The sequence below is a fragment of the Thermomonospora cellulosilytica genome (genome assembly GCF_014138835.1).
GTDB lineage: Bacteria > Actinomycetota > Actinomycetes > Streptosporangiales > Streptosporangiaceae > Thermomonospora > Thermomonospora amylolytica.
The window spans coordinates 5,527,810-5,551,116 of the sequence record NZ_JACJII010000001.1 but is presented as its reverse complement, the minus strand read 5'-3'; the positions used below and the strand labels follow the sequence as shown (position 1 = coordinate 5,551,116).

Here is a 23,307-nt window from a genome sequence, read left to right as displayed (position 1 = left end):
GTCAGCAGGTGCGCGGGCCGGTGGTGGCGGGGGCGTCGGCCCGGCTCGGGGCGGGGGAGCAGGGCTGGTTCACCGACAGGACGATCACGGCGAGGAAGAAGACCATCACCGCGACGATCGCCGCGGCCACGGCCACCGCGACACGCGGCGGCCGCCAGGAGACCGGAGCGTCCTCGGCCGCGTCCGCGGGCTCGAAGGTGCGCAGCCGCCAGGCCAGCTCGGGATCGGCCCGGCCCAGTTGCGTCTCGATCCGGTGCAGCGCGGCCCGTTCATGCCTGGTCAACCGCATCGTGCAAGCTCACCGCCCTCCAGGCGCACCGGCCGTACGGTCAGGGCCGTTACCCAGCGCGCCCCGTCTGACACCTGTTCGCGTAGGTCGCGCCCCGGAGGCCGGGAAGACCGCGCCCGCCGGGCCGAATGCCCGTTCCCGTCGCGGGTAGGGGCCGGACCACACATCCCGAACAAGGAGGTTCCGCGATGGCTCGCAAGATCCGCGAGATCATGACCAGTTCGCCCGTCTGCGTCTCCCCCGACGTCGACCTGGGGCAGGTCGCCCGGCGCATGCGCGACGAGAACATCGGCGACGTCCTGGTGACCGAGGGCGACACGCTGCGCGGCGTGGTCACCGACCGCGACCTCGTGGTGCGGTGCATGGCCGAGGGCGGCGACCCGTCCTCCACCAGGGTCGGCGACATCGCCAGCAGCGCCGACGTCACCGTCGGGCCCGACGACGACCTGGGCACCGCGGTGCACCTGATGCGCGAGAAGTCCGTGCGCCGGCTGCCCGTCGTCGAGAACGGCAAGCCCGTCGGGATCGTGTCGATCGGCGACCTGGCGATCGAGCGGGACGAGAAGTCCGCGCTCGCCGACATCAGCGCCGCCTCCCCCAACCGGTGACGCCGGGAACGCACCGGCGGGGGCGCCCCGGGCGGGGCGCCCCCGCCGTGTTCAGCCCGCCAGCCAGCCGGGACTGACCAGGCCGGACTCGTACGCCAGCACCACCAGCTGGGAGCGGTCGCGCACCGCCAGCTTGGTCATGATCCGGCTGACGTGGGTCTTGGCGGTGGCGGGGCTGAGCACCAGGCGGGCGGCGATCTCGTCGTTGCTCAGGCCCGCCGCCACCAGCCGCATCACCTCGCGCTCGCGTTCGGTCAGGGCGTTCAGCCGCGGGTCGGGACGCGGGGCGCGCACCCGGGCGGCGAACTCGGCGATCAGCCGGCGGGTGACCGACGGGCTGATCAGCGCGTCGCCGCGGGCCGCCACCCGCACCGCGTGGATCAGCTCCTCGGGCTCGGTGTCCTTGACCAGGAAGCCGGCGGCCCCGGCGCGCAGCGCCCCGTACACGTAGTCGTCCAGGTCGAACGTGGTCAGGATGACGACCCGCACGTCCGCCAGGCGCGGGTCGGCGGCGATCCGGCGGGCCGCCGCCAGCCCGTCCACCCCCGGCATCCGGATGTCCATCAGCACCACGTCCGGCCGCAGCTCGCGGCAGGCGGCCACGGCCTGCTCCCCGTCGGCGGCCTCGCCGACCACCGTGATGTCGTCCTCGTCCTCCAGGATCGACCGGAACCCGGCGCGGACCAGCCGCTGGTCGTCGGCCAGCAGGACCTCGATCATGACCGGGGGACCGTTCCGCCGCGATGCGGCAGCCGGGCCCGGACCGCGAACCCGCCGCCCGGCCGGGGACCGGCGGTCAGCTCGCCGCCCAGCGCCCGCGCCCGCTCCCGCATGCCGGTGATCCCGCTGCCGGGCGCGCCGTGGGCGGGGCCGTCGCCGTCGTCGGCGACCTCCACCGTCACCGCGTCCGGCCCGCGGTCCAGGCGGACGGTGACGGTACGGGCGCGGGCGTGCCGGGCGACGTTGGTCAGCGACTCCTGCACGATCCGGTACGCGGCCAGATCCACCTCGACCGGCAGCGGCCCGGCGTCCCCGGTGGTCCGCGTGCGCACCCGCAGGCCCGCCTGCTCGGCGGCCCGGACCAGCTCCTCCAGCCTGGCCAGCCCCGGCGGCGGCGCGACGGGGACGTCCTCGTCGGCCTGCCGCAGCACCCCGAGGGTGGCGCGCAGCTCCCGCAGCGCCTCCCGGCTGGACTCCTTGATCGCGCCGAGCGCCTCCTCGGCCTGCGCCGGGTCCCGCCCGATCCGGTGCAGCGCCGCGCTGGCCTGCACGTTGATCAGCGACATGTGGTGACCGACCACGTCGTGCAGCTCCCGGGCGATCCGCAGCCGCTCCTGTCCGGCGGCCCGTTCCCGCGCCTCGCGGACGTAGGCGTGGCGGCTGTGCGCCACCCACCCGAGCGCCACCACCGCGACCAGCCAGCCGGCCAGCATGAACAGCGCGATGCCGTTGATCTCGTGGTTGCCCGCCAGGGTGCCGGCGCCCACGCCGATCAGGGTCAGCGCGGCCAGCGCGACCGCCGCCTGCAACCGGCCCGCCGCCGCGGCCGTGTACAGCGCCACCATCAGCGCGATCATCAGCGGCCCGTCGTAGACGCTGGTGAGGTAGTACGCGCCGGTGGCGGCGAACACCAGCGTCCCGACGGCCACCGGATGCCGGCGGCGCAGGTACAGCGCCGCGCACGCCACGGTGATCAGGACGCAGCCCAGGACGGTGACCGCCCAGGACTCGCCCGGCCCGCCGACGAACGCCCGGACGGTGCCGGTGGCCGACACGACGAAGACTGCGACGGCCAGCGCCGCGTCCGCCGCGCGCCCGCGCGGCAGCCGCAACCGGGTGGTGCCGCCTGAGGTCATGCCCTCAGCCTAGGGCCGCCGGCGTCCCGTGATCCCCGTCGCGGGCCTGTTCGCAACTCCGGGAGTACGGCCGTCGCCGAGGTCGCAACTGGCGGAGTACGGCGGGTGTCCGCCGCAGGCCGATGCCCGGGCGGTGGACGCGCGTCCACGCTGTCGGGCATGAACGCGAACTCTCCGTCCGGCCGGGCCGCTCTCGTCGGGCTGCTGGTCGGCGGGGCCGCCGGGTTCCTGCTGATCGAGGTCGCGGGCGTGCTGTTCGCCTTCGTCCTCGGCCGCTCGCTCGCCCTGGACGGCACCGGCGAACCGCCGCCCGCCGTCCTGGCGGTGCCGGTGGTCTGCGCCGTGATCGGCGCGGTCGTCGGCGCCCGGCTGGCCGGTCGCGACCCCCGTTCCGGAAACCGAGGTTGATGATCATGTCTTCGACGCGCGGCACGGCCCCGCCGGCCGGGCCCACCGAGCCCGCGGCGGTGCGGGGCGCCCCCCGCACCGGTCTGTTCGGGCGGCTGGCCGCCTGGTCGCAGCGGCGCCGCTGGGGCGCGCTGCTGCTGTGGGTGCTGGTGGTGGCCGCCATCACCGTCGGCTCCCAGGCGGCCGGCAGCGACTACCGCAACGACTTCTCGCTGCCCGGTACCGACTCGCAGGCCGCCACCGACCTGCTGACCGAGCACGGCTCGCCGCAGGCCGGCGACAGCGTGCAGATCGTCGTGCACAGCGAGGCCGGGCTGACCGGCGTGCGCGACCGCGTCGAGCCGATGCTCCAGCGGGTGCGCGGGCTGCCCGGGGTCGCCGACGTGCGCAGCCCGTACGCCGACGCCTCGGCGATCTCCCGCGACGGGACCATCGGCTACGCCACCGTCACCCTCGACGCCAGGGCCGAGCAGGTGCCCGCCGAGGACGTCACCCGGATCATCGACACCGCCGAGGCCGCCGAGACCGGCGGGCTGCGGGTCGAGCTGGGCGGCGACGCGATCCGGGCGGTCGCCGAGTCCGAGGAGGGCGGGTCGGCCGAGGGCGCGGGGATGCTGGCCGCGCTGGTGGTGCTGGTGCTGCTGTTCGGCTCGCTGGTGGCGGCGGCGCTGCCGCTGGTCACCGCGCTGTTCGCGGTGGGCGGCGCGGTCGGGCTGATCGCGCTGGCCTCGCACGTGTTCACGGTCGCCGACTTCACCCCGCCGATCATGATGCTGGTGGGGCTGGGCGTCGGCGTGGACTACGCGCTGCTGATCTTCTACCGGTACCGGCACGAGCTGACCGCCGGGGCCGACCGCGCCGCCGCCGCCCGGATCGCGCTGGACGCGGCGGGCCGGACGGTGTTCTTCGCCGGCTGCACCGTGATCATCGCGCTGCTCGGGCTGGTGGCGCTGGGCCTGGGCGCGCTGCAGGGCGTGGCGCTGGCGGTGGCGCTGACCGTGCTGGTGACCATGGCCGCCTCGCTCACCCTGCTGCCGGCGCTGCTGGCGGTGTTCGGCGGGCGCATCGAACGCAACGTCCGCAGGCGCGCCGCCAGGGCCGAGGCCAGGGGCCGGGTCGAGGGCGCGCGCTGGCGGGCGATGGCCACGGCCGTGCAGCGCCGCCCGCTGCCCGCCCTGCTCGCCGCCGTCGCCGCCCTGCTGGCGCTGTCGGCCCCGGCGCTGGACATGCGGCTGGGCTTCGCCGACGCGGGCAACGACGCCCCCTCCTCCACCCACCGCCAGGCCTACGACCTGCTGGCCGAGGGGTTCGGGCCGGGCTTCAACGGCCCGCTCGTCGTGGTCGCCCAGGGCGGCGAGCCCGCCGCACGGCACCTGCAGGCGGCCCTGACCCGGACGGACGGCGTCGCCGCGGCCACCCCGCCGCTGCCCTCCGGGGACGGGGCCGTGTTCACCGTGATCGCGTTCCCCGAGACCGCCCCGCAGGACGAGGCCACCGGCGACCTGGTGCACACGCTCCGCTCGGACGTGCTGCCGTCGCTGGCCGAACGCACCGGCGGCACCTACCTGGTCGGCGGGCCGACCGCCGCCGCCCAGGACTTCGCCGACACGGTGGCGGAACGGATGCCGCTGTTCGTGGCGATCGTGGTGGGGCTGTCGTCGCTGCTGCTGATGGCGGTGTTCCGGTCGCTGCTGATCCCGCTCAAGGCGGCGCTGCTGAACCTGCTGTCCATCGCGGCGGCGCTGGGCGCGATCACGCTGGTCTTCCAGCACGGCCTGCTCGGGGCGCAGCCCGGCCCGATCGAGGCGTTCATCCCGGTGATGATCTTCGCGATCGTGTTCGGGCTGTCGATGGACTATGAGGTGTTCCTGGTCTCCCGGATCCACGAGGAGTGGGAGCGGGACGCGGACCACCGGCGGGCGGTCCGCGAGGGCCTGGCCGCCACCGGCAAGGTGATCACCGCGGCGGCGGCGATCATGATCGTGGTGTTCGCCGCGTTCATCCTCAGCCCGAGCCGGATGCTGCAGCAGTTCGGCCTCGGCCTGGCGGTGGCGATCCTGCTGGACGCGGTGGTGATCCGCTGCCTGATCGTGCCCGCGGTGATGCAGTTGCTCGGCCGCCGCGCCTGGTGGCTGCCGTCCCCGCTGGCCCGCCTCCTGCCCAAGGTCGCCCTGGAACGCCCGTCCTGACCCGGCCCCGGATCACGGCCCGGCCCCTCGGCGGGGCCGGGCCGCCGCCGGCCGCGCGGCCGGAACGACATGGGAAAAGGCCGGCCCACCGTGTGCGGGTGGGCCGGCCTTGTCGCATCGCCGGAACCGATGGTACGGCCCTACGGGCCATGATCCGGCCACGCCGCGCCGGGGCTGACCGGCCTCGGGGCCGGGGCCGTTCCCAAGAGAGCGGGTCAGGCCGGGCGGGCGCCCAGGGCGCGCAGGGCGAAGTCGGTGACCTGGTCGGCGGCCTCCTCGGGACGCAGGGGGGTCGTCTGCTGCATCTGCGCCTCGAAGGCATGGCCCAGCGCGGCGCGGATGAAGCGGGCGTCGGACTCGGGCTCGGCCCGGGGGAACGAGCCGTCGGCCAGCCCGGCGCGCAGGATGCCGGCGATGACCGAGTCCTGGATGGCCAGGAACCGGGCCCGTTCGGCGGCGTACCCGCGCGCCCGCTGGGCCTCCTGCGAGGTCAGCACCAGCACGCGCCGCCGCCGCGAGGGGTCGGCGGTGAGCCGGAGCATCCCGTGCATCAGGGCGCGCAGCGCCTCGGCGGGGGTGGGCGCGGCGGCGATCATCGCCCGCAGTTCCTGCATCACCCGGTCGGCGTCCTCGCGGAACATGGTCAGCAGCAGCCCGTCCTTGGACTGGAAGTGCCGGTAGAAGGCCCGGGTGGACAGGCCCGCGGTGGTGAGGATGTCGGTGATGGAGGCGGTCGCGCCATCGGTGTCGGCCAGGCATCGGTAGGCGGCCTCCACGATCTGCGCCTTCTCGGCGGCCTGCTTCGGCACGGCTGCGACCCCCTCGGGTTGCTGGGCGGCTCGGGTCCGGCGGCGATCAGGGCGCCAGCGTAACCCGCGTCAGGGGCATACCGGACCGGATCAGGATGCAGACCAGTGCACCGCACCGGGTTGGAACGGTCCGCCTCCTAGCGGGCCGCGAGCGCCCCGCCGACCAGGACCGCCCGGACCGGATCGGCGCCGCCGGGCACGTCCGCCAGCGGCGTCCGCAGGACGACGAGATCGGCCGGCAGTCCGGGACGCACGCGCCGGGGCGGCCCGCCGGGGTCGCCGGACGGCGCGAGACAGGCGTCCAGGGCCTGGCGGAAGGTGAGCCGTTCGCCCGGCCCGGCCACCCGGCCGGAGGGGGTGCGCCGTTCGGTCGCGGCGGCGATGACGGCCCACGGGTCCACCGGCCCGTACGGGGCGTCGCTGGACAGCGCCAGCGGCACCCCGGCCCGCAGGAACGCGGCGCAGCGATACAGGTCCGGGCGGTCCTCCGGCGGAACGTCCCGCAGGTAGTCGTCACCCCGATGGGCCAGGAACCCCGGCTGGGTCACCACCCGGACCCCCAGCCGCGCCAGGTCGCCGACGAGTCCGGGCGGCGTCAGCGCGGCGTGCTCGATCCGGTCGCCGGGCAGCGGCCCCGCCTCGCCGAGCGCCGCCAGCAGCAGCACCAGCGCTTCCCGGGTGACGCAGTGCACCGCGACGGAACGCCCGGCGTCGTGCGCGGCCCGGATCCGTTCCACCAGGTCGTCGTAGCGGGGCAGGCCCGAGTCGGCCAGCACGATCTTGTAGGGGCCGGTCACCGGCCCGGGGCCGCCGCCGTCACCGGGGGCGTTCTCGCCCAGCGGCACGCCCAGCAGCCGGACCCGCTGGGGGAGCGCCCCGCTCCGCATGGCGTCGGTGATCGCCTGGACGGCGGTGGGATCCAGGTCCGGGGTGGCGTCGGTGACCTCGGTGACGCCGTACCGCAGGAGGGCGGCGCCGACAGGACCGAGATCCGGCGGCCCGGCCGGGGGCAGGCGCGACCGCAGCCACTCGTCGGCCCGCCACAGCCGCCCGGTGGGGCGGCCCGCCGCGTCACGCTCCACCCCGGACGGCCCGTCCATCGCCCCGACCGCCGTCAACGCCGCCGTGTTGAGCACCCACAGCGCGCCGCTGCGATGCTGCACCCGCACCGGCCGGTCGGCGCGCAGCGCGTCCAGCGCCGCCGCGTCCAGGTCACCGGACACCGTCTCGGCGTACCCGACCCCGCGGATCCAGCCGTGCGCGTCCGGTACGGCCGTGGCCAGCGCGGCGGCCAGCCCGGCGCGGTCGGTGACCTCCGGCGGGCCGCAGCGCACCGACCCCCGCCAGGCCGCCAGCGCGTGCAGATGCACATGGTGGTCGCACAGCCCCGGCAGCAGCGCGCCGCCCCGGCAGTCGTACTCCTCCTCGCCGCGGCGTTCCAGCGCGGGGGCCACCTCGGTGACGCGCCCGCCGGACACCCGGACGTCCGCCCGGATCCGCCCGTCGATCTCGGCGTCGCGCAGCAGCAGCCCGGTCGCCACGGCCCCGACGATACACTTCGCGGCGCGGCGCGATCATCGTGGTGCATGCCCGCCGACCTGGCAGAACGGAGGCCGTGTGCGCATCTCCCTCAGCGAGCTGGCCGACCTGGCCGGGGGCGCCGCGGACCCGCCGCCGCTGGACGGGACGGGCCGGGTGCCGGAGCCGCTGCTGGCGGTGGACCTCGACGCCGCCGCCTCGCCCGCGACGCTGGTCCGGGCGGCGTCGGCGGCCCGCGCGGCCGACCGGCTGCTGGTCGGCGTCGCCTCCGGCGCCGTGCCGGAGAAGGTCGCGGGGCTGGTGCCGGCGCTGGACCTGACGCTGGCGGCCGAGGACGGGGGCCGGGCCTGCGTCGCCGTTCCCGATCCCGAACGGGAACTGCGCGCCCTGGAGCGGGCCGCGCACGCCAACCCGCAGGCGGCCGTGGTGCTCGGCCAGGTGCTGCGGGCCTCGGAGCACCTGCCGGTCGACGCGGCCCTGGACGTGGAGTCGCTGGCCTACTCGACCCTGCTGGGCGGCGCGGAGTTCCGCCGCTGGCTGGAGGAACGGGGTCCGCGCCCGCTGCCGCCGGAGTCCGCCGAGCCGGTGCTGGCCCGCCGCGAGGGGGACCGGCTGCTGATCACGCTGAACCGTCCGGAACGCCGCAACGCCTACGGCCGCCAGGTCCGCGACGCGCTCGTCGACGCGCTGCGCGTGGCGCTCCTGGACGACGGCATCGCCCGGGTGGTGCTCGGCGGGGCGGGGCCGTCGTTCTGCTCGGGCGGCGACCTGGACGAGTTCGGCACCGCGCCGGACCTGGCCACCGCCCACTTCATCCGGACCCGCGCGGGGGCGGGCCGCCTGCTGCACCGGCTCGGCCCGCGCGTCGAGGCCCGCGTGCACGGAGCGTGCGTCGGCGCGGGGATCGAGCTGCCCGCCTTCGCCGCGACGGTGGTGGCCGATCCGGAGACGGTGTTCCGACTGCCCGAGGTCGGGATGGGGCTGATCCCCGGCGCGGGCGGCACCGTCAGCATCCCGCGCCGCATCGGGCGCTGGCGGACCCTGCACCTGGCGCTGACCGGCCGTCCGCTGCCCGCGCCCGCCGCGCTGGCGTGGGGGCTGGTGGACCGGGTGGAGCCGGTCAGCCCCGGCTGAGCCCCAGCTCGCGCAGGACCTCGTCGGTGTGCTCGCCGCCGCCGGGAGCCCGGCCGGCCGGGGCCCGCCGCCGTTCCGGCTCGGCCACGGGCACCGGCCCGGACGGGGCGTCGACCACCCATCCGCCGCGTCCGTCCGGCCCCGCCTCGGTCGACGGTCGCGGGGGACCGGGGTCGAGCGTGGCGGCGACCACGTCGGCCATCGCGACGTCCCACAGCCGTCCGCCGTCTCCGGAGGCGGCCAGCACGGCGGCGGCCAGCCCGGTCAGCGGATCGGCGATGGCGTCCCCGGCGAACAGCGGCGTGCCGTCCGCCTCGTACGCCACCAGCCCGTTCGCGGCGGCGATGTCGTCGCCGAAGCCCACCCGGCCGCTGCCGCGCCCGTAGGCGGTGATCGAGATCCAGGTCGTGCCCGCCGCCGCGGCGGCCTCGGCGTCCAGCCCGAACCGGGCCAGCGCCCGGGGACGCGACGCCTCGATGACGATGTCGGCCGCCTCCACCAGCGCCGCCATCGCCGCCCGCCCGTCCGCCGTGCCCGGATCCAGGACCACGGAGCGATGCCCGGCGTGCAGCAGCCGGTAGAAGTCCCGGTTCCCCCGCCGGGCCCCGTCCGGCCGCGAGGGCGTCTCGACCTTGACCACCCGGGCGCCCGCGAGCCCGAGCAGGTGGGCGCACAGCGGTCCCGCCCACAGGGCGCTGAAGTCGACCACCAGCAGTCCCGCCACAGGGCGGGGCGGCCCCGGCTCCGGGAGCGGCGGCGGCGTCTCGCGGTGGACGACCGGACCGGCCGCCACCCCCAGCAGTTCCGCGCGTTCGGCGAGCTCGGCGCCGGTGTGGCCGCGCAGCCACGCGGTGACCGCGGGCCACGGGTCGTCGTCCACCTCCGCGCAGGCCAGCGCCCCCAGCAGCGCCGGGTCGTCGGGGCGCGCGCACGAGACGGCCGCCCATCCGTCGGCGGTGGGCAGCAGCCGGCACGCGCCCCCGGCCGACACCGTCCCACGCCGCCGGTGCCCGGTGAACGCGGCGCGTTCCGACAGCAGCCGGGCCCCGTCCACCCGCACCCCGGTGCGGGCCGCGAACCGTTCGGCCAGCTCGGCGGCCAGGGACGCGGCCCGCCCGGGCGGCACCAGCGGGGGCCCGTCCGCCCGGCCGGTCAGCGCGACCACGCCGCTGCGGGCCCAGTCGGCCGGTGCGTCGTTCGGCATGTGCGGACGGTACCCCGGGGCGGTCCCGTCAGACGACGGGGTTCTCCACCAGGCAGACGGTCGGCGACGGCGTGTCGCACCGCCTCCTGTGCAAGCCGGATCGGACTTCCCGCCCCGGATCGGCGATCGCGCACGCTTGCTCAGGGTCCGGGCTGGTCAGGGGTGGTTCAGGGCTGAGGTGGGGGATCGGGGGTAAAGGGCGCGCATGCGTACGGGTGTGCTGGACATCGGGTCGAACTCGGCCCATCTGCTGGTGGTGGATCTGATGGCGGGGCTGCCGCCGTTGCCGGTGGGGGCGGTGAAGTGCCCGACGCGCCTGGCGGAGGCGATCGGGCCGGACGGGACGATCGAGGAGCCGGCGGTGGGGCGGCTGGTCGCGGCGGTGCGGCAGGCGGTGGAGGAGGCCCGCGAGCTGGAGGTGGACGAGCTGGTCGTGTTCGCCACCTCGGCGGTGCGGGACGCCGCCAACGCCACCGAGATCCTCGGCCGGATCGAGCGGGCGTGCGGGGTGCGGCCGGGGTTCCTGAGCGGGGAGGCCGAGGCGCGGCTGACGTTCCACGCGGTGCGCGCCTGGTACGGGTGGTCGGCCGGGGGGATCCTGCTGGCCGACATCGGCGGCGGGTCGCTGGAGCTGGCGTACGGGCGCGCCGCGCTGGGCGGCGCGGAGCCGCAGGTGGCGATGTCGCTGCCGCTGGGCGCCGGGCGGCTGACCCGCCGGTTCCTGCCCGACGACCCGCCGCGCCGCAAGGACCTGCGCAGGCTGCGCCGCCGGGTGGAGGCCAAGCTGGAACGCCGGCTGCCGGTGCTGCGCGAGGCCGTCGCGGAGGTCCCCGACCGGCCGCTGCTGGCGGTCGCCACCTCCCGCACGTTCACCCAGCTGGCCGTGCTCGCCGGCGCGCCCAGGGCGTCGGCCGGCCCGTACGCCCGCCGCACCCTGGACCGGGCGGACCTGCGGGCGCAGATCCCCCGGCTGGCCAGGCGCCCGGCCGAGCGGCGGGCCAGGATGCGGGGCGTCTCCCGGCCGCGCGCCCGCCAGATCGTCGCGGGCGCGATCGTGGCCGAACGCGTCATGGCGGCGCTCGACCTGACCCGGGTGGAGATCTGCCCGTGGGCGCTGCGGGAGGGCGTGGCGCTGCACCGGCTGCTGGCCCTCACCGACCCCGAGCACGCCGACCGCACCGTGCTGACCGACCTGCTCCAGCCCATGCCCGACGCGGGCGGCCAGCGGCGCCGTCATCTCGCGGTGCTCGGCTGAGGGGTGGAACATCTTGACGATCCGGGGATATTTACGGTGATTAATTCCGATTTATTGTTTTTGTCATGATTCCGGGTGATCTTCGGTCTGCCGCTCTCCCGGGCCCCCTCAGGGACGACCGGTCCCTGCCCGAGGCGGGCGGCAGAAGGGTCCCCCGCCGATGCGCCGATCGCTCGCCGCGGCCGCCCTGGCCGTGCTCCCCGCGCTCGCCGTCCCCGCCCTGGCCACCCCGGCCGAGGCCACCCCGCCCAACATCCCGTCCGCGTCGACCGCCGCGTCCCGGCTCGCCGCGCTGACCGTGCGCGCCGAGTCCAACCACTCCTCCTACGACCGCTCCCTGTTCCCGCACTGGATCACCATCTCCGGCACCTGCAACACCCGCGAGACGGTGCTCAAGCGCGACGGCGTGAACGTGGTGACCGACTCGGCCTGCTACCCGACCTCCGGCTCCTGGTACTCCCCGTACGACGGCGCCACCTGGTACCAGGCGTCCGACGTCGACATCGACCACATGGTGCCGCTGGCCGAGGCGTGGTCCTCCGGCGCCCACGCCTGGACGACCTCGCAGCGGCAGCAGTACGCCAACGACCTCGGCGGCCCCGAACTGTGGGCCGTCACCGACGACGTCAACCAGGCCAAGGGCGACAAGGACCCGGCCGAGTGGCAGCCGCCGCGCGCCGCGTTCCGCTGCACCTACGCCCGCGCCTGGATCCAGGTGAAGTGGTACTGGAACCTCAGCGTCGACAGCGCCGAGAAGAGCGCCCTGACCGCCATGCTCAACACCTGCTGAACCACCGGTCCGGGCTCCGGAACAAGCGGAGCCCGCCACCCACGGCAGGGACGTCATCCGGCCGGTGAGCCGGTTCGCCACCAGGCCCTACCGGCCGGATGACCCCCGCCGGACGGCCGGTCCGGTCGGCCCGCGCTGAACGGCCGGACCGTGCCAATCGGTGGAAAACACTCGCCGGACCACGGTCGGGGCCTCTACTCTCCTGCACTGTTGGTGGGATGATCGGCACGCCCTGTGATGTCGGCGGGAAGGGTGGACGGTGGATCCGCTGGAGCCGGGAGATCCGCGGCGGCTCGGCCCCCACCGGCTGCTGGGCAGGCTGGGCGCCGGCGGCATGGGCGTGGTCTACCTGGGCCGTTCCCGCGCCGGGCGGCTCGTCGCGGTCAAGGTCATCCGGGAGCGCTTCGCCGCCGACCCCCGCTACCGGGCGCGGTTCCGCCGCGAGGTGGCGGCCGCCCGCCGGGTGACCGGCGCGTTCACCGCCCCGGTGCTGGACGCCGACCCGGACGCCGCGACGCCCTGGCTGGCGACCGCCTACCTGCCGGGCCTGTCGCTGCGGGACGCGATCGCCCGGTACGGGCCGCTGCCCCCGGAGTCGGTGCGGGCGCTGGCGGCCGGGCTGGCCGAGGCGCTGGCCGCCGTGCACCGGGCCGGGGTGGTCCACCGCGACCTCAAACCGGCGAACGTGATGCTGACCGCCGCCGGACCCCGGGTGATCGACTTCGGGATCGCCCGCCCGGAGGACGCCGGCGACCTCACCCGCGTCGGCGCGACCCTCGGCACCCCGGGATTCATGGCCCCGGAGCAGATCGAGGCCGACGAGCCCGTGGGACCCGCCGCCGACGTCTTCACCTACGGCGCCGTGCTGGCGTACGCGGCGACCGGCACCGAGCCGTTCGGGACCGGCGACGCGCGCGCCCGGCGGCTCCGCGTCAAGGAGGTCCGGGCCGACCTCGACGCCGTCACCGAACCGTGGCTGCTCGAGCTGGTCACCTCCTGCCTGCGCAAGGACCCGCGGGACCGGCCCTCGGCCGAGGACCTGGTGCGGCGGCTGGCCGTGCCGGAGGGCCCGCCGCTGGAGGGCACCGGCTGGCTGCCGCCCCCGATCGCCGAGGAGATCGACCGCCGCGCCGCCGAGGAGGACCGGCCGCCGGCGCCGGCCGGTGGCCTGCTGGGCCGCCGGAGGCTGATCGCCGTGGTGGGGACCGGCGCGGTGACCGCGGCGGTGGCGGGCGTGCCGCTGCTGGGGCGGGGCGCCGATCGCGACGACGGCAGGCCCCGGCGGTCGTCGGCTCCGCGGGCGTCGGCGGTGCCGCCGCCCCAGCCGGTGCCGCGCTGGAGGACCAAGGTGAGCGACGACCAGCCCGCCCTGCACGTCGCGGACGGGGTGATCCTGGCGGAGGCGGCCGACGAGGTCCGCGCGCTGGATCCGCGCACCGGCCGGGTGCTGTGGGAACGGCCCGCCCCGCTGCCCGTCGCCGTCGGCGGGAACGCGGCCTATCTGGCCACGAACGTCAATCCGGTGCTGACGGCCGTGCGCGCGGGGTCGGGGAAGGTCCTGTGGAGCCACCGGGTGCCGTTCGGGTCGTTCGCCTTCCGGCAGGCGGCCGCCGGGTCGCTGCTCTGCAGCGGCGGCACCGGCCGGCTCAGGGGACTGGACGCCGGCACCGGCGGGCAGCGGTGGACCGCCGGCGTCAACGCCGAGCACGGGCTCGCCGCCGCCGAGGGCGTCGTGGTGGCGCTCTCCGAGACGGAGATGACCGGACTGGACGCCCGCGACGGCCGGAGAAAGTGGTCGTATCGGCTCGACAACGCCTGGAACCTGCGCGTCGGCCACGGACTGGCGTTCGCCTGCGGCCAGGACGCCTGGCACGCGGTGCGCCTGGAGGACGGGAAGGCCGCCTGGCGCAGGCCGAACGGCGGGACGGGCTTCGGTTGCGAGCTGGGCGGCGGGAACGTCTACCTCAGCAAGTACGACGGGACGGTCATCGCCCTCCGGGCCGCGACCGGGGAGCCGGTGTGGTCGCGCCGGATCGGCCGCGGCGAGGGAGCCGGCTACGGTCACGCCAACTCCCTCGGCCTGTCCGGCGACCGGCTGTACGTGGGGGGCACCGACCGCAGGGTGTACGCGCTGGACGCCGCCGACGGGCGGGTCCTGTGGTCGTACGGCGCGGACTCCAACCTGACCGACGGGCCGGTGGGCCTCGCCGGGCTGGTGTTCGTCGGCACCAGGGACGGCCACGTCCTGGCCCTGGCCCCGCCCTCCGGCGAAGCCGCTCGACCGGGAGGCGCGGGTGCGACCCCTTGAACCCGCAGACCCCCGGAGCATCGGGCCCGCAGGCCGCCGGTACCGGGTGCTGGCGCGCCTCGGCTCCGGTGGCATGGGGGTCGTCTACCTGGGGCGGTCCGCCGCCGGACGCACCGTCGCCATCAAGACGGTGCATCCGGAGTTCGCCGCGGACCCCGAGTTCCGGGACAGGTTCCGCCGCGAGGTGACCACGGCCCGGGCGGTCGACGGCGGCTTCACCGCGCCGGTCGTCGACGCCGATCCGGACGCGCGGATCCCCTGGCTGGTGACCGAGTTCCTGCCGTCGGTCTCGCTGGGCGACGCGGTCGCCGAGGCGGGACCCCTGCCCGTGGACGCGGTGTGGCGCATGGCGGCGGGCGTCGCGGAGGCGCTGGCGTCCGTCCACCGGGCCGGAGTCGTGCACGGCGACGTGAAACCGTCGAACGTCCTGCTGACCCTGGACGGCCCGCGGCTGATCGACTTCGGCGTCTCCCGCGCCCTGGAGCCGGCCGCGGCCACCCGCCCGGAGGTCCCGGCGGGCTCCCCGGGGTTCATGTCCCCCGAGCAGGCCGCCGGCGCCCGGACCGGCCCCGCCGGCGACGTGTTCTCGTTCGGCTCCACGCTGGTGTACGCCTGCACCGGCACCGCGCCCTTCGGCGAGGGGCCGTGGCACGTCACGATGCTCCGCATCCGGCGGGAGCCGCCCCGGCTGGACGCCGTGCCGGACAACGGGTTGCGGGAGCTCATCGCGGCCTGCATGGACCGCGTGCCGGAGCGCCGTCCCACGGCCGAGGAACTGGCCGAACGGCTCGCCCGGGCGGTACCGGATGAGACGGCCTCCTGGCTGCCGCCCGCGGTCGTCGCCGAGATCGGCAGGCGCCGCCGGAGCGCCGCCCGCCCGCCCGCGCCGATCCGGTCCCCGAAGCGCCGGCGTGCGCTGCTGCTCGGCGCGGCGGGCGTCGGCACCGCGCTCGTCATCGCCGTGCCGGTGGCAGGCCGGTACGCGACGGCCCCCGATCCGGCCGCGTCCCAGGCGCCGGGGGACCGGCCCTCGCCGACGGCGACGGCCACGGCCACCCGGGCGCCGGCTCGGACGCTGGAGTTCCTGCTGACCGGCGACGTCACGCTGACCTCGTTGACCTACACGGTGAACGGGCGGACGACCACGCTGCGGAACGTGCGGCTCCCGTGGCGCCGGAGTTTCGCCATACCGGCCCTGCCGCAGCGGACCACGTGGCGGATCGAGTACCGCTTCCCGCCGGGGACCGTCCGCAGGACCGTCTCGGTGGACGGCTTCAGGGTGCAGAGCGGGATGTACGGCAGCACCGGCCGGCCCGGCGCGGACCGGGCCACCGGCGTCCACTGATCGTTCCGCCGCGCGCTCACCGGGTACCAACCGGTGATGGAGCACGCGGAGGTACTCGTCGTGGGCGCCGGGCCGACCGGGCTGCTGCTGGCCGGTGACCTGGCCGCCGCCGGAGTCGGCTGCCTCGTGGTGGAACGCCGCGAGGAGGAGTCCAACCTGTCCCGCGCGTTCGCCGTGCACGCCCGGACCCTGGAACAGCTCGACGCGCGCGGCCTGGCCGACGAGCTGATCGCCACCGGGGCGGTGGTGCGGCGGCTGCGGCTGTTCGGGGAGACGGAGCTGGACCTGTCGGTGCTGCCCGGCCGGTTCCCGTACGTGCTCATCACCCCGCAGTACCAGACCGAGCGGCTGCTGGAGGCCCGTGCCCGGGCGTACGGGGCGGAGTTCCGGCCGGGCACCGAGGTGGTCGCGCTGCGCCAGGATCCCGCGGGCGTCGACGTGACCGTGCGGGACCGGCGCGGCAGGACCCGCCGCATCCGCGCCCGCTACGTGGTGGGGGCGGACGGGGTGCACAGCACGGTGCGGCGGACGCTGGGGCTGGACTTCCCCGGGCGTTCGGTGGTGCGGTCGGTGATGCTGGCCGACGTCCGCCTGACCCGGACCCCGCCGGAGGTGGTGACCGTGAACGCCGACGGGGGCGGGTTCGCGTTCCTGGCCCCGTTCGGCGACGGCTGGTACCGGGTGATCGCCTGGAACCGCCGCCGGCAGCTCCCCGACGACGCGCCGGTCGAACTGGCGGAGATCCGCGAGGTGGTGCGGCGGGCGCTGGGCACCGACTACGGCATGCACGACCCCCGCTGGATGTCGCGGTTCCACAGCGACGAACGGCAGGTGCCGCGCTACCGGTCCGGCCGGGTGTTCCTGGCCGGGGACGCCGCGCACGTCCACTCCCCGGCCGGCGGGATGGGCATGAACACCGGGCTGCAGGACGCCGCCAACCTCGGCTGGAAACTGGCCGCCGCGGTGCACGGCTGGGCGCCGCCCGACCTGCTGGACTCCTACCACGCCGAACGCCACCCGGTCGGCCGGACGGTGCTGCGGGCCAGCGGCGCCCTCGTCCGGACGGCCCTGCTCGGCCCGCGTCCGCTGCGCGCGGCGCGCGGCACGCTGGCCCGGGCGGCGATGAACGTCCGTCCCCTCGTGCGCCGTGCCGCGGGCACCGTGTCCGGGATCGACATCGCCTGCCCGCGCCCGCCCGGCGAGCACCCGCTGACCGGCCGGCGCGCCCCCGACGTCCCGCTCGCCGGCGGACGGCGGCTCTACGAGGCGCTCCGCGACGGCCGTTTCCTGCTGGTGGCGCCGCCCGGCGAACGCCCCCGGGAGACCGCCGTCGTCTCCTGGTCCGACCGCGTCCAGGTCACCGAGGCCGGAGCCACCACCCGCCACACCGTCCTGGTCCGCCCCGACGCCTACATCGCCTGGGCCGCCGACCACCCCCACCCCGTCACCGCCGTCCAGACGGCGCTCCACCGCCACTGCGGCGCCCCCACCGCCCCAGCCCTCCAGCCCTGACACCCGGCTCACGACCTTTTCCGCCGGCGGTTTTGTTTTTGTTCATCCGCGCCGGGCCAACCGCGGCCGGAACGTGGCCGTCGAGTTCATATGAACGCATATCGCATCATGGCGGCGATGACCCTGGCCGTAGGGCTCGGGGCGGCTGCGATTCCGGCGGCGTCGGCCGAACCCGTGACCGGATGGCAGGTGTCGTTCCAGAGCGCGTACGACACCCACCTCAACGACCTGGCCGCCACCGATTCCGGCAATGCCTGGGCGGCGGGCAGATACACCACCGACGAGTTCGACCCCCGCAACGGCAGTTACTTCACCGCGCCGCTGCTCCGCCGCTGGAACGGAACGGAATGGATCCAGGCCGCCGTCCCGCGAGGACCCAGGGGATTCCCGCTCCGGGAGATCACCCTGATCGAGGCGTCCGCGCCGGGCGACGTGTGGACGGCGGGCGTAGCGATCGCCCCCGAACCCTCCGACATCACCGAGGCCACCCGTTCCGTGGTGTCCCGCTGGGACGGCCGGCGCTGGCGGATCGCGGCGTCGGACGCCGGAACCGTTCTGGACCTGGACGTCCTCGGCGGACGGCACGCCTGGACGGTGAGCGTGGACGAGCAGACCCGGCAGGTCTCGTTCCGGCACTTCCTCGACGGCCGCCCGCGCACCCTGCCCGCGCCGGACGGCCTGCGGGAGGTCAGCGTCCGCGCCCCCGACGACATCTGGGGCGTCGCGGGCGGGCGGCTGGTGCACTGGGACGGCCGCGCCTGGGAGACCGTCGCGCTGCCGGAGATCGAGGTGCCCGCCGCGCCCGACCCGAACTACGGGGAGGTGACGCCGCGCATCGACGAGGTCCTCACCGTGGGTCCGCAGGACGTGTGGGTGGCGGTCGGTTTCCAGCAGGGCGACTGGTCGCAGCCGGGCACGGCGCTGCTGCGGTGGAACGGCGCCGGATGGGCCGAGACGCGGCTGCCCGCCCTCAACGTACGGCTTCTCGCCGGTGACGGCGCGGGAGGCTTCTGGGCGGCGGCCAACGAGGAGACGATCACCGCCACTCCCGAGGCGGGCGACCCGTACTCCTACACCACCGTCTCCATCGGAACCCTGCGGTATCAGGGCGGCGAGCTCACCCGGCAGGAGCTGACGTCCCCGCGGACCGGTTTCCACTGGGCCGCCCTGGCGGCGATTCCGGGCACCGGGTCGGCGCTGGCGGCCGGATACCGCTACTCGTCCGTGGAACAGGGGCCGGTCGTGTACCGCTACGGTTCCTGAATCTCGTTCGGTACCGTGGGGTGATGATCCACGGGGAAACGGACGTGTTCGACGACCTCGCCGCCGAGCACGCGAGCCTGGAGACCGTGCTCGCGGCGTTGTCGCCGCAGATGTGGGAGACCGGGTCCGGTGCGGCCGGATGGACGATCAGCGACGTGGTGCTGCATCTGGCGCAGACCAACGAGCTCGTCGTGGCCAGCGTCGCCGGTGAACGGTCGCCGTTCTCCCGGCCGGAGGGCGTCCCGCTGGACGAGCTGATGGACCGCATGGTCGCCGCGGACCGCGGCGCGCCCCCCGACCAGGTCTTCCAGCGCTGGCGCGAGTCCGCCGCGGCGGAGCTGGAGGCGCTGCGCGGCTGCCCCGCCGGGACCCGCCTGCAGTGGGCGGCGGTCCCGCTGTCGCCGCGCACCCTCGCCGCCACCCGGATCGCCGAGCACTGGGCGCACGCCCTGGACGTCACCGAACCGCTCGGCGTCGGCTACCCCGACACCCCCCGCCTGCGGCACATCGCCCGGCTCGCGCAGCGCACCCTGCCGTACGCGTTCGCGGTGGCCGGCGAGCAGGGCGGCCCGGTCCGCTGCGAGCTGACCGGCCCGGACGGCGAACGCTGGGAGTTCGGCGACGCCGACGCCCCGAGCGTGATCACCGGCCCGGTGGGCGAGTTCTGCCGGGTCGGCGCCCGCCGCCTGCGCCCCGAGGACACCTCCCTGCGCGCCGAGGGCCCGCACGCCGCCACCGCCCTGCGCGTCCTCCGCAACTACGCCGCCTGAGCGGGCGTCACGGGCGCGGCACAACAGCCCCGCGGAGGGCGTCGGAGATGGACTTGGCGCCGCTGATGTAGGCGGACTCGTCGGAGACGACCAGTGACGCGACCTCCTCGGGGATGCCCGTGCGGCCGAGGGGGCCTCGGCGATGGCGGCCTCGCGGGCCAGGGCGGCGCCGGAGACGACGACCTTGCCGCGAACGCGAGCCATGATTTGCCTCCCGGTGTGATCCACCCCACCATGAGGCATCCGCGTTCAATCCTGGTAATGGATTGCCTCGATGCCCTTCATCGAGCCGACGAATAATCCGAGGTCGCCGTCATGAATCTCGCCAGCCTCGATCTGAATCTGCTGGTCGCCCTGCGCGCCCTGCTCGAGGAGCGCAACGTCACCCGGGCCGGCCGGCGGATCGGGCTGAGCCAGCCCGCCACCAGCGCGGCGCTGGCCCGGCTGCGCCACCACTTCGGCGATCCGCTGCTGGTGCGGACCGGCAACAGCCACGAGCTGACCCCGCTGGGCACCGCCCTGCGCGCGCCTGCCGCCGCCGCCTGCGACCTGCTGGAACGGCTGTTCAACAGCCGGGCCGACTTCGACCCGGCCACCGGGCGGCGCGAGTTCACGCTGCTGGCCTCCGACTACGCGATCGCGGTGTTCGGCGCCGGGCTGGCCCGCGCGGTGCACGACCGGGCGCCGGGCGTGCGGCTGCACTTCCGGCACGTGGGCACGGAGGTCATCGAGAACACCGACACCGCGCTGTCGGCGGTGGACGGGGTGCTGATGCCGCACGGCGTGATCAGCGGGCTCCCGACCGTGGAGCTGTACCGGGACCGGTGGGTGTGCCTGGTCTCCGGCGACCATCCCGAGATCGGCGACGAGATCACCCTCGACGACCTGGCCCGCCTGCCCTGGGTGGTCTACCGGCGCCCGTTCGACACCCCGGTCACCCGGCAGCTCGCCATGCTCGGCCTGGAGCCGCGGGTCGAGGTGTCCGTGCAGAGCTTCCAGTCGCTGCCCGCCCTGGTCGCCGGCACCCGCCGGGTCGCCCTGATCCAGGAACGCCTGGCCCGCCGGCTGCACCCGGTGGCCCCGGTGCGGATCCTGCCCTGTCCCTTCGAGGCGGTGCCGCTCCAGGAGGCGCTGTGGTGGCACCCGGTGCACACCCAGGACGCCGCCCACATCTGGCTGCGCGAGACCGCCGCCCGGATCGCCGCCGAGATGGACGAACTCCCGGATCAGGACGGTTGACGAACGCTCACAACCGCACCGCCCGGTGCCGGAACCGCCGCCGGTACGTGGTCGCGGTCAGCCCGTAGTGGGCCTTGAACCGGCGGGCGAAGTAGTTCTGGTCGGCCCAGCCCACCGCCTGCCCGATCTGGGTGATCGGCTGGTCGGTGTGCAGCAGCAGGGACGCCGCCCGTTCCACCCGGTGCTGCGCCAGGTACGCCATCGGCGGCAGCCCGGTCGCCGACTTGAACAGCCGGATCAGGTGGCGGGGGGCCAGGTGCAGCTCCTCGGCCAGCTCGTTCAGCGTCCCCCTGCCCCTGACCGGCACGTTCACCCGCTGACGAGGACCGTGCGGCCCGCCGTGAGCCGGTGGGCCGCACGGTCCTCGTCAGCCGCCGCGCCGATCGAACGGCCCGCGCGCCCGCAGGACGAACGGGCGGAGCGTCACGGCGCCCGCGAACGAGCCGCCGCCCATGATCGCCCTCGGCGGCGAAGAGAACGCCGGCCGGCAGCCCGGCGGTCACCTGTGCGTGCTGAGGGCGCGGCTGAGGGCCAGGCCGGTGAGCTGGAGCGGCCGGATCAGGGACCAGGCCTGGTCGTCGTTGGGGACGACCAGGCCCAGCGCCGCCACCACCTGCCCGGACGCCCGGACCGGCACGGCGATGCCGGTGGCGTCCGGGTGGACGTGCCCGGGACAGAACGCGAACCCGCGGGCGCGCACGTCGGCGAGCGTGGCCCGCAGCGTCCGCTCGTCGACGATCGTCGCGTCGGTGAACGCGGGCAGCGGCCCCCGCACCACCCGCTCGCGCAGGTCCGCCGGGGCATGGGCGAGCAGCACCAGGCCCGACGAGGAGGCGTTCAGCGGCATCCGCCCGGCGATCCGGGTGAGGTTGACGACCGAGCCGGGCGCGGTGAACCGCTCGACGAACAGCACCTCGGTGCCGTCCAGCACGCCGAGCTGGGTGGAGTGCCCGACCACCGACTGCAGGTCGCCCATGAACGGCACCGCCGTCTCGCGCAGCCGCAGCATCGGCGAGGCCCGCTCGGCCAGCTCCCACATCCGGGTGCCGATCCGCACCCGCCGCCGCTCGTCCCGCGCCAGCAGCCCGTGCCGGGTCATCTCGTCCACCATCCGGGAGACCGTGGCCAGCGGCAGCCGGGCCCGCCGGCTGATCTCGCTGACCGTGAGCACGGGGGAGTCGGGGCCGAACGACTCGAAGATCCGCACGACCCGGGTGAGCACCGACTCCCCGCTGGACGACCTGGCCACCCCGCCATCATTCCGCCGCAGGTCACGACCCGCAGCAGCCTCATCCATTGAACGGAAAGCCTATGGCCGCGCGATGTGGCGCAGCTCATGCTCGGACGCTGATCCACCCCGTGAGGAGGCGTCTTCCATGAATGCACCCCCCGCCGGCCTGCGGGCCCGGCTCGACGACGGCCCGATGTCCCCGCTGCAGTGGTCGGCGATCGCCGTGTGCGTCCTGCTGAACGTGCTCGACGGCTTCGACGTGCTGGTGATGTCGTTCACCGCCGACAGCGTCTCCGACGAGTGGGCGCTGTCGGGGTCGCAACTCGGGCTGCTGCTGAGCGCGGGCCTGGTCGGGATGGCGCTGGGCTCGCTGTTCCTGGCCCCGCTGGCCGACCGGATCGGCCGCCGGGCGATGATCCTGATCTGCCTGACGATCTCCGCGTCCGGGATGGGCCTGTCGGCGGCCAGCCAGAACGCCGTGCAGCTGGGACTGCTGCGGGTGCTCACCGGGATCGGCATCGGCGGCATCCTGGCCAGCAGCAACGTCATCGCCGCCGAGTACGCCAACCGCCGCTGGCGGGGCCTGGCGGTCAGCCTCAACTCCACCGGCTACGCGATCGGCGCGACGGCCGGCGGCGTGATCGCGGCCGTGCTGCTGGACAACGGCGGCTGGCGGCCGGTGTTCGCGTTCGGCGCGGTCGCCACCGCGCTGCTCATCCCCGTCGTGCTGTGGCGGCTGCCCGAGTCGCTGGACTTCCTGCTCACCCGCCGCCCGGCGGGCGCCCTGGAGCGGCTCAACCGGCTGCTGACCGCGATGCGGCACGCCCCCGTCGACGCCCTGCCGCCCGCCCCCGCCAAGGGCCGGGAGGCCGGGCCGGGGCTCGCCCGGATCCTGGCCCCCGACCTGCGCCGCAACACCCTGCTGACCTGGCTGAGCTTCTTCCTGGTGATGTTCGGGTTCTACTTCGTCACCAGCTGGACCCCCAAGCTGCTGGTCGAGGCCGGGATGTCGGCCGACCAGGGGATCACCGGCGGGGTGCTGCTCAACCTCGGCGGGATCTTCGGCGCCACGCTGCTGGGCCTGCTGGCGGCCCGGTTCGCGCTCCGGCACGTGCTGGTCGGCTACCTGCTCGCGACGGCGGCGCTGCTGGCGGTGTTCGTCCCGGCCACGTCGGTGTACGGGGTGGTGTTCGCGCTGGGCGCGCTAATCGGGGTGTTCGTCAACGGGTGCGTCGCGGGCCTGTACGCCCTCACCCCGCTGGTCTACGACCCCTCGGTCCGGGCGACCGGCGTGGGCTGGGGCATCGGCATCGGCCGCATCGGGGCGATCGTGTCCCCGATCGTGGCGGGCCGGCTGCTGGACGCCGACTGGACGGCGGGCCGGCTGTACCTGCTGGTCGCCGGGGTGCTGGTGCTCGGCGGCGTGGCCGTGCACGCGTTCCGGATCTCTGCGGAACGTTCCACGGCGGGCGCTCCCAGCACGGCGGCGGCCTCCGCCTGACCGCACGCTGAAAGGGGCTCTGCGGGATCGTCCCCGCAGAGCCCCTTCGTGTCGCCC

Annotated in this window: 21 protein-coding genes; 13 read left to right on the top strand and 8 right to left on the bottom strand. The window is 75.7% G+C overall.

All coding sequences use genetic code 11. From position 1 onward, the window contains the following. Position 1 precedes the first annotated feature (1 nt). Complete coding sequence (locus tag HNR21_RS26180; protein ID WP_220500305.1) at positions 2-283, bottom strand: DUF3040 domain-containing protein; 282 nt, start codon at positions 281-283, stop codon at positions 2-4. Between the two features lie 194 nt (positions 284-477). Here HNR21_RS26180 and HNR21_RS26175 point away from each other — a divergent pair, with 194 nt between their 5' ends. After that, positions 478-897 carry a CBS domain-containing protein gene (locus tag HNR21_RS26175; protein WP_182707304.1) on the top strand — a complete coding sequence of 140 codons (420 nt, stop codon included), beginning with the start codon at positions 478-480 and terminating at the stop codon, positions 895-897. Between the two features lie 51 nt (positions 898-948). On the opposite strand, the gene HNR21_RS26170 is transcribed toward HNR21_RS26175, so the two are convergent. Together HNR21_RS26170 and HNR21_RS26165 are read right to left on the bottom strand one after the other, a co-directional pair. After that, on the bottom strand, positions 949-1,617 hold the full coding sequence (locus tag HNR21_RS26170; protein ID WP_119729932.1) for a response regulator: 669 nt from the start codon (positions 1,615-1,617) through the stop codon (positions 949-951). Beyond that, on the bottom strand, positions 1,614-2,753 hold the full coding sequence (locus HNR21_RS26165) for a sensor histidine kinase (protein ID WP_182707303.1): 1,140 nt from the start codon (positions 2,751-2,753) through the stop codon (positions 1,614-1,616). Before HNR21_RS26165 ends, HNR21_RS26170 begins: the two co-directional genes overlap by 4 nt. Positions 2,754-2,912: 159 nt before the next feature. On the opposite strand from HNR21_RS26165, the gene HNR21_RS26160 reads away from it, so the two are divergent. Together HNR21_RS26160 and HNR21_RS26155 are read left to right on the top strand one after the other, a co-directional pair. Then, positions 2,913-3,161 (top strand): hypothetical protein, encoded by a 249-nt coding sequence (locus HNR21_RS26160; RefSeq protein ID WP_182707302.1) that lies wholly within the window; start codon positions 2,913-2,915, stop codon positions 3,159-3,161. Positions 3,162-3,166: 5 nt separating this feature from the next. Continuing rightward, positions 3,167-5,350 carry an MMPL family transporter gene (locus HNR21_RS26155; protein ID WP_182707301.1) on the top strand — a complete coding sequence of 728 codons (2,184 nt, stop codon included), beginning with the start codon at positions 3,167-3,169 and terminating at the stop codon, positions 5,348-5,350. 215 nt (positions 5,351-5,565) lie between these two features. Here the strand turns inward: HNR21_RS26155 and HNR21_RS26150 are convergent, their stop codons facing one another. Both HNR21_RS26150 and HNR21_RS26145 read right to left on the bottom strand, forming a co-directional pair. Then, complete coding sequence (locus HNR21_RS26150) at positions 5,566-6,159, bottom strand: TetR/AcrR family transcriptional regulator (RefSeq protein ID WP_182707300.1); 594 nt, start codon at positions 6,157-6,159, stop codon at positions 5,566-5,568. A gap of 137 nt (positions 6,160-6,296) precedes the next feature. Further along, positions 6,297-7,700, bottom strand: a complete 1,404-nt coding sequence (locus HNR21_RS26145) for an amidohydrolase family protein (protein WP_182707299.1) — start codon at positions 7,698-7,700, stop codon at positions 6,297-6,299. Between the two features lie 76 nt (positions 7,701-7,776). On the opposite strand from HNR21_RS26145, the gene HNR21_RS26140 reads away from it, so the two are divergent. Then, on the top strand, positions 7,777-8,832 hold the full coding sequence (locus HNR21_RS26140) for an enoyl-CoA hydratase/isomerase family protein (protein WP_220500304.1): 1,056 nt from the start codon (positions 7,777-7,779) through the stop codon (positions 8,830-8,832). On the opposite strand, the gene HNR21_RS26135 is transcribed toward HNR21_RS26140, so the two are convergent. Next, on the bottom strand, positions 8,819-10,036 hold the full coding sequence (locus HNR21_RS26135; RefSeq protein WP_182707298.1) for a CoA transferase: 1,218 nt from the start codon (positions 10,034-10,036) through the stop codon (positions 8,819-8,821). The two genes, HNR21_RS26140 and HNR21_RS26135, sit on opposite strands and share 14 nt — an antisense overlap. Before the next feature lie 205 nt (positions 10,037-10,241). Here HNR21_RS26135 and HNR21_RS26130 point away from each other — a divergent pair, with 205 nt between their 5' ends. The 8 genes from HNR21_RS26130 (at position 10,242) to HNR21_RS26095 (ending at position 20,518) form a co-directional block, all read left to right on the top strand. Then, positions 10,242-11,291: a Ppx/GppA phosphatase family protein gene (locus HNR21_RS26130; RefSeq protein WP_182707297.1), complete on the top strand. Its 1,050-nt coding sequence runs from the start codon at positions 10,242-10,244 to the stop codon at positions 11,289-11,291. Between the two features lie 160 nt (positions 11,292-11,451). After that, positions 11,452-12,081 (top strand): HNH endonuclease family protein, encoded by a 630-nt coding sequence (locus HNR21_RS26125; protein WP_119729938.1) that lies wholly within the window; start codon positions 11,452-11,454, stop codon positions 12,079-12,081. A 259-nt stretch (positions 12,082-12,340) separates the two neighbouring features. Further along, a complete protein-coding gene (locus HNR21_RS26120) occupies positions 12,341-14,389 on the top strand; it encodes a serine/threonine-protein kinase (protein WP_182707296.1) in 2,049 nt (682 codons plus the stop codon). Continuing rightward, positions 14,376-15,734, top strand: coding sequence for a serine/threonine-protein kinase (locus tag HNR21_RS26115; protein ID WP_312881282.1), 1,359 nt, complete (start codon positions 14,376-14,378; stop codon positions 15,732-15,734). Before HNR21_RS26120 ends, HNR21_RS26115 begins: the two co-directional genes overlap by 14 nt. A gap of 36 nt (positions 15,735-15,770) precedes the next feature. Next, complete coding sequence (locus HNR21_RS26110) at positions 15,771-17,246, top strand: FAD-dependent monooxygenase (protein ID WP_182707294.1); 1,476 nt, start codon at positions 15,771-15,773, stop codon at positions 17,244-17,246. 117 nt (positions 17,247-17,363) lie between these two features. Continuing rightward, complete coding sequence (locus HNR21_RS26105) at positions 17,364-18,509, top strand: hypothetical protein (protein ID WP_182707293.1); 1,146 nt, start codon at positions 17,364-17,366, stop codon at positions 18,507-18,509. A 23-nt stretch (positions 18,510-18,532) separates the two neighbouring features. After that, positions 18,533-19,279 (top strand): maleylpyruvate isomerase family mycothiol-dependent enzyme, encoded by a 747-nt coding sequence (locus HNR21_RS26100; protein ID WP_182707292.1) that lies wholly within the window; start codon positions 18,533-18,535, stop codon positions 19,277-19,279. Between the two features lie 315 nt (positions 19,280-19,594). After that, complete coding sequence (locus HNR21_RS26095; RefSeq protein ID WP_182707291.1) at positions 19,595-20,518, top strand: LysR family transcriptional regulator; 924 nt, start codon at positions 19,595-19,597, stop codon at positions 20,516-20,518. A gap of 7 nt (positions 20,519-20,525) precedes the next feature. Here the strand turns inward: HNR21_RS26095 and HNR21_RS26090 are convergent, their stop codons facing one another. Next, complete coding sequence (locus HNR21_RS26090) at positions 20,526-20,831, bottom strand: helix-turn-helix transcriptional regulator (RefSeq protein ID WP_182707290.1); 306 nt, start codon at positions 20,829-20,831, stop codon at positions 20,526-20,528. Between the two features lie 186 nt (positions 20,832-21,017). Next, on the bottom strand, positions 21,018-21,767 hold the full coding sequence (locus HNR21_RS26085) for an IclR family transcriptional regulator (RefSeq protein WP_312881281.1): 750 nt from the start codon (positions 21,765-21,767) through the stop codon (positions 21,018-21,020). 127 nt (positions 21,768-21,894) lie between these two features. Between HNR21_RS26085 and HNR21_RS26080 the strand changes: the two genes are divergently transcribed. Continuing rightward, complete coding sequence (locus HNR21_RS26080; protein ID WP_182707288.1) at positions 21,895-23,250, top strand: MFS transporter; 1,356 nt, start codon at positions 21,895-21,897, stop codon at positions 23,248-23,250. The last annotated feature ends 57 nt before the right edge of the window (positions 23,251-23,307 follow it).

What these genes read in the sequence shown, in the direction of transcription:
- HNR21_RS26175 (WP_182707304.1), top strand. Translation starts at nt 478, where the DNA reads ATGGCTCGCAAGATCCGCGAGATCATGACCAGTTCGCCCGTCTGCGTC.
- HNR21_RS26170 (WP_119729932.1), bottom strand. Translation starts at nt 1,617, where the DNA reads ATGATCGAGGTCCTGCTGGCCGACGACCAGCGGCTGGTCCGCGCCGGG.
- HNR21_RS26165 (WP_182707303.1), bottom strand. Translation starts at nt 2,753, where the DNA reads ATGACCTCAGGCGGCACCACCCGGTTGCGGCTGCCGCGCGGGCGCGCG.
- HNR21_RS26160 (WP_182707302.1), top strand. Translation starts at nt 2,913, where the DNA reads ATGAACGCGAACTCTCCGTCCGGCCGGGCCGCTCTCGTCGGGCTGCTG.
- HNR21_RS26155 (WP_182707301.1), top strand. Translation starts at nt 3,167, where the DNA reads ATGTCTTCGACGCGCGGCACGGCCCCGCCGGCCGGGCCCACCGAGCCC.
- HNR21_RS26135 (WP_182707298.1), bottom strand. Translation starts at nt 10,036, where the DNA reads ATGCCGAACGACGCACCGGCCGACTGGGCCCGCAGCGGCGTGGTCGCG.
- HNR21_RS26130 (WP_182707297.1), top strand. Translation starts at nt 10,242, where the DNA reads ATGCGTACGGGTGTGCTGGACATCGGGTCGAACTCGGCCCATCTGCTG.
- HNR21_RS26125 (WP_119729938.1), top strand. Translation starts at nt 11,452, where the DNA reads ATGCGCCGATCGCTCGCCGCGGCCGCCCTGGCCGTGCTCCCCGCGCTC.
- HNR21_RS26110 (WP_182707294.1), top strand. Translation starts at nt 15,771, where the DNA reads ATGGAGCACGCGGAGGTACTCGTCGTGGGCGCCGGGCCGACCGGGCTG.
- HNR21_RS26105 (WP_182707293.1), top strand. Translation starts at nt 17,364, where the DNA reads ATGACCCTGGCCGTAGGGCTCGGGGCGGCTGCGATTCCGGCGGCGTCG.
- HNR21_RS26100 (WP_182707292.1), top strand. Translation starts at nt 18,533, where the DNA reads ATGATCCACGGGGAAACGGACGTGTTCGACGACCTCGCCGCCGAGCAC.
- HNR21_RS26095 (WP_182707291.1), top strand. Translation starts at nt 19,595, where the DNA reads ATGAATCTCGCCAGCCTCGATCTGAATCTGCTGGTCGCCCTGCGCGCC.
- HNR21_RS26080 (WP_182707288.1), top strand. Translation starts at nt 21,895, where the DNA reads ATGAATGCACCCCCCGCCGGCCTGCGGGCCCGGCTCGACGACGGCCCG.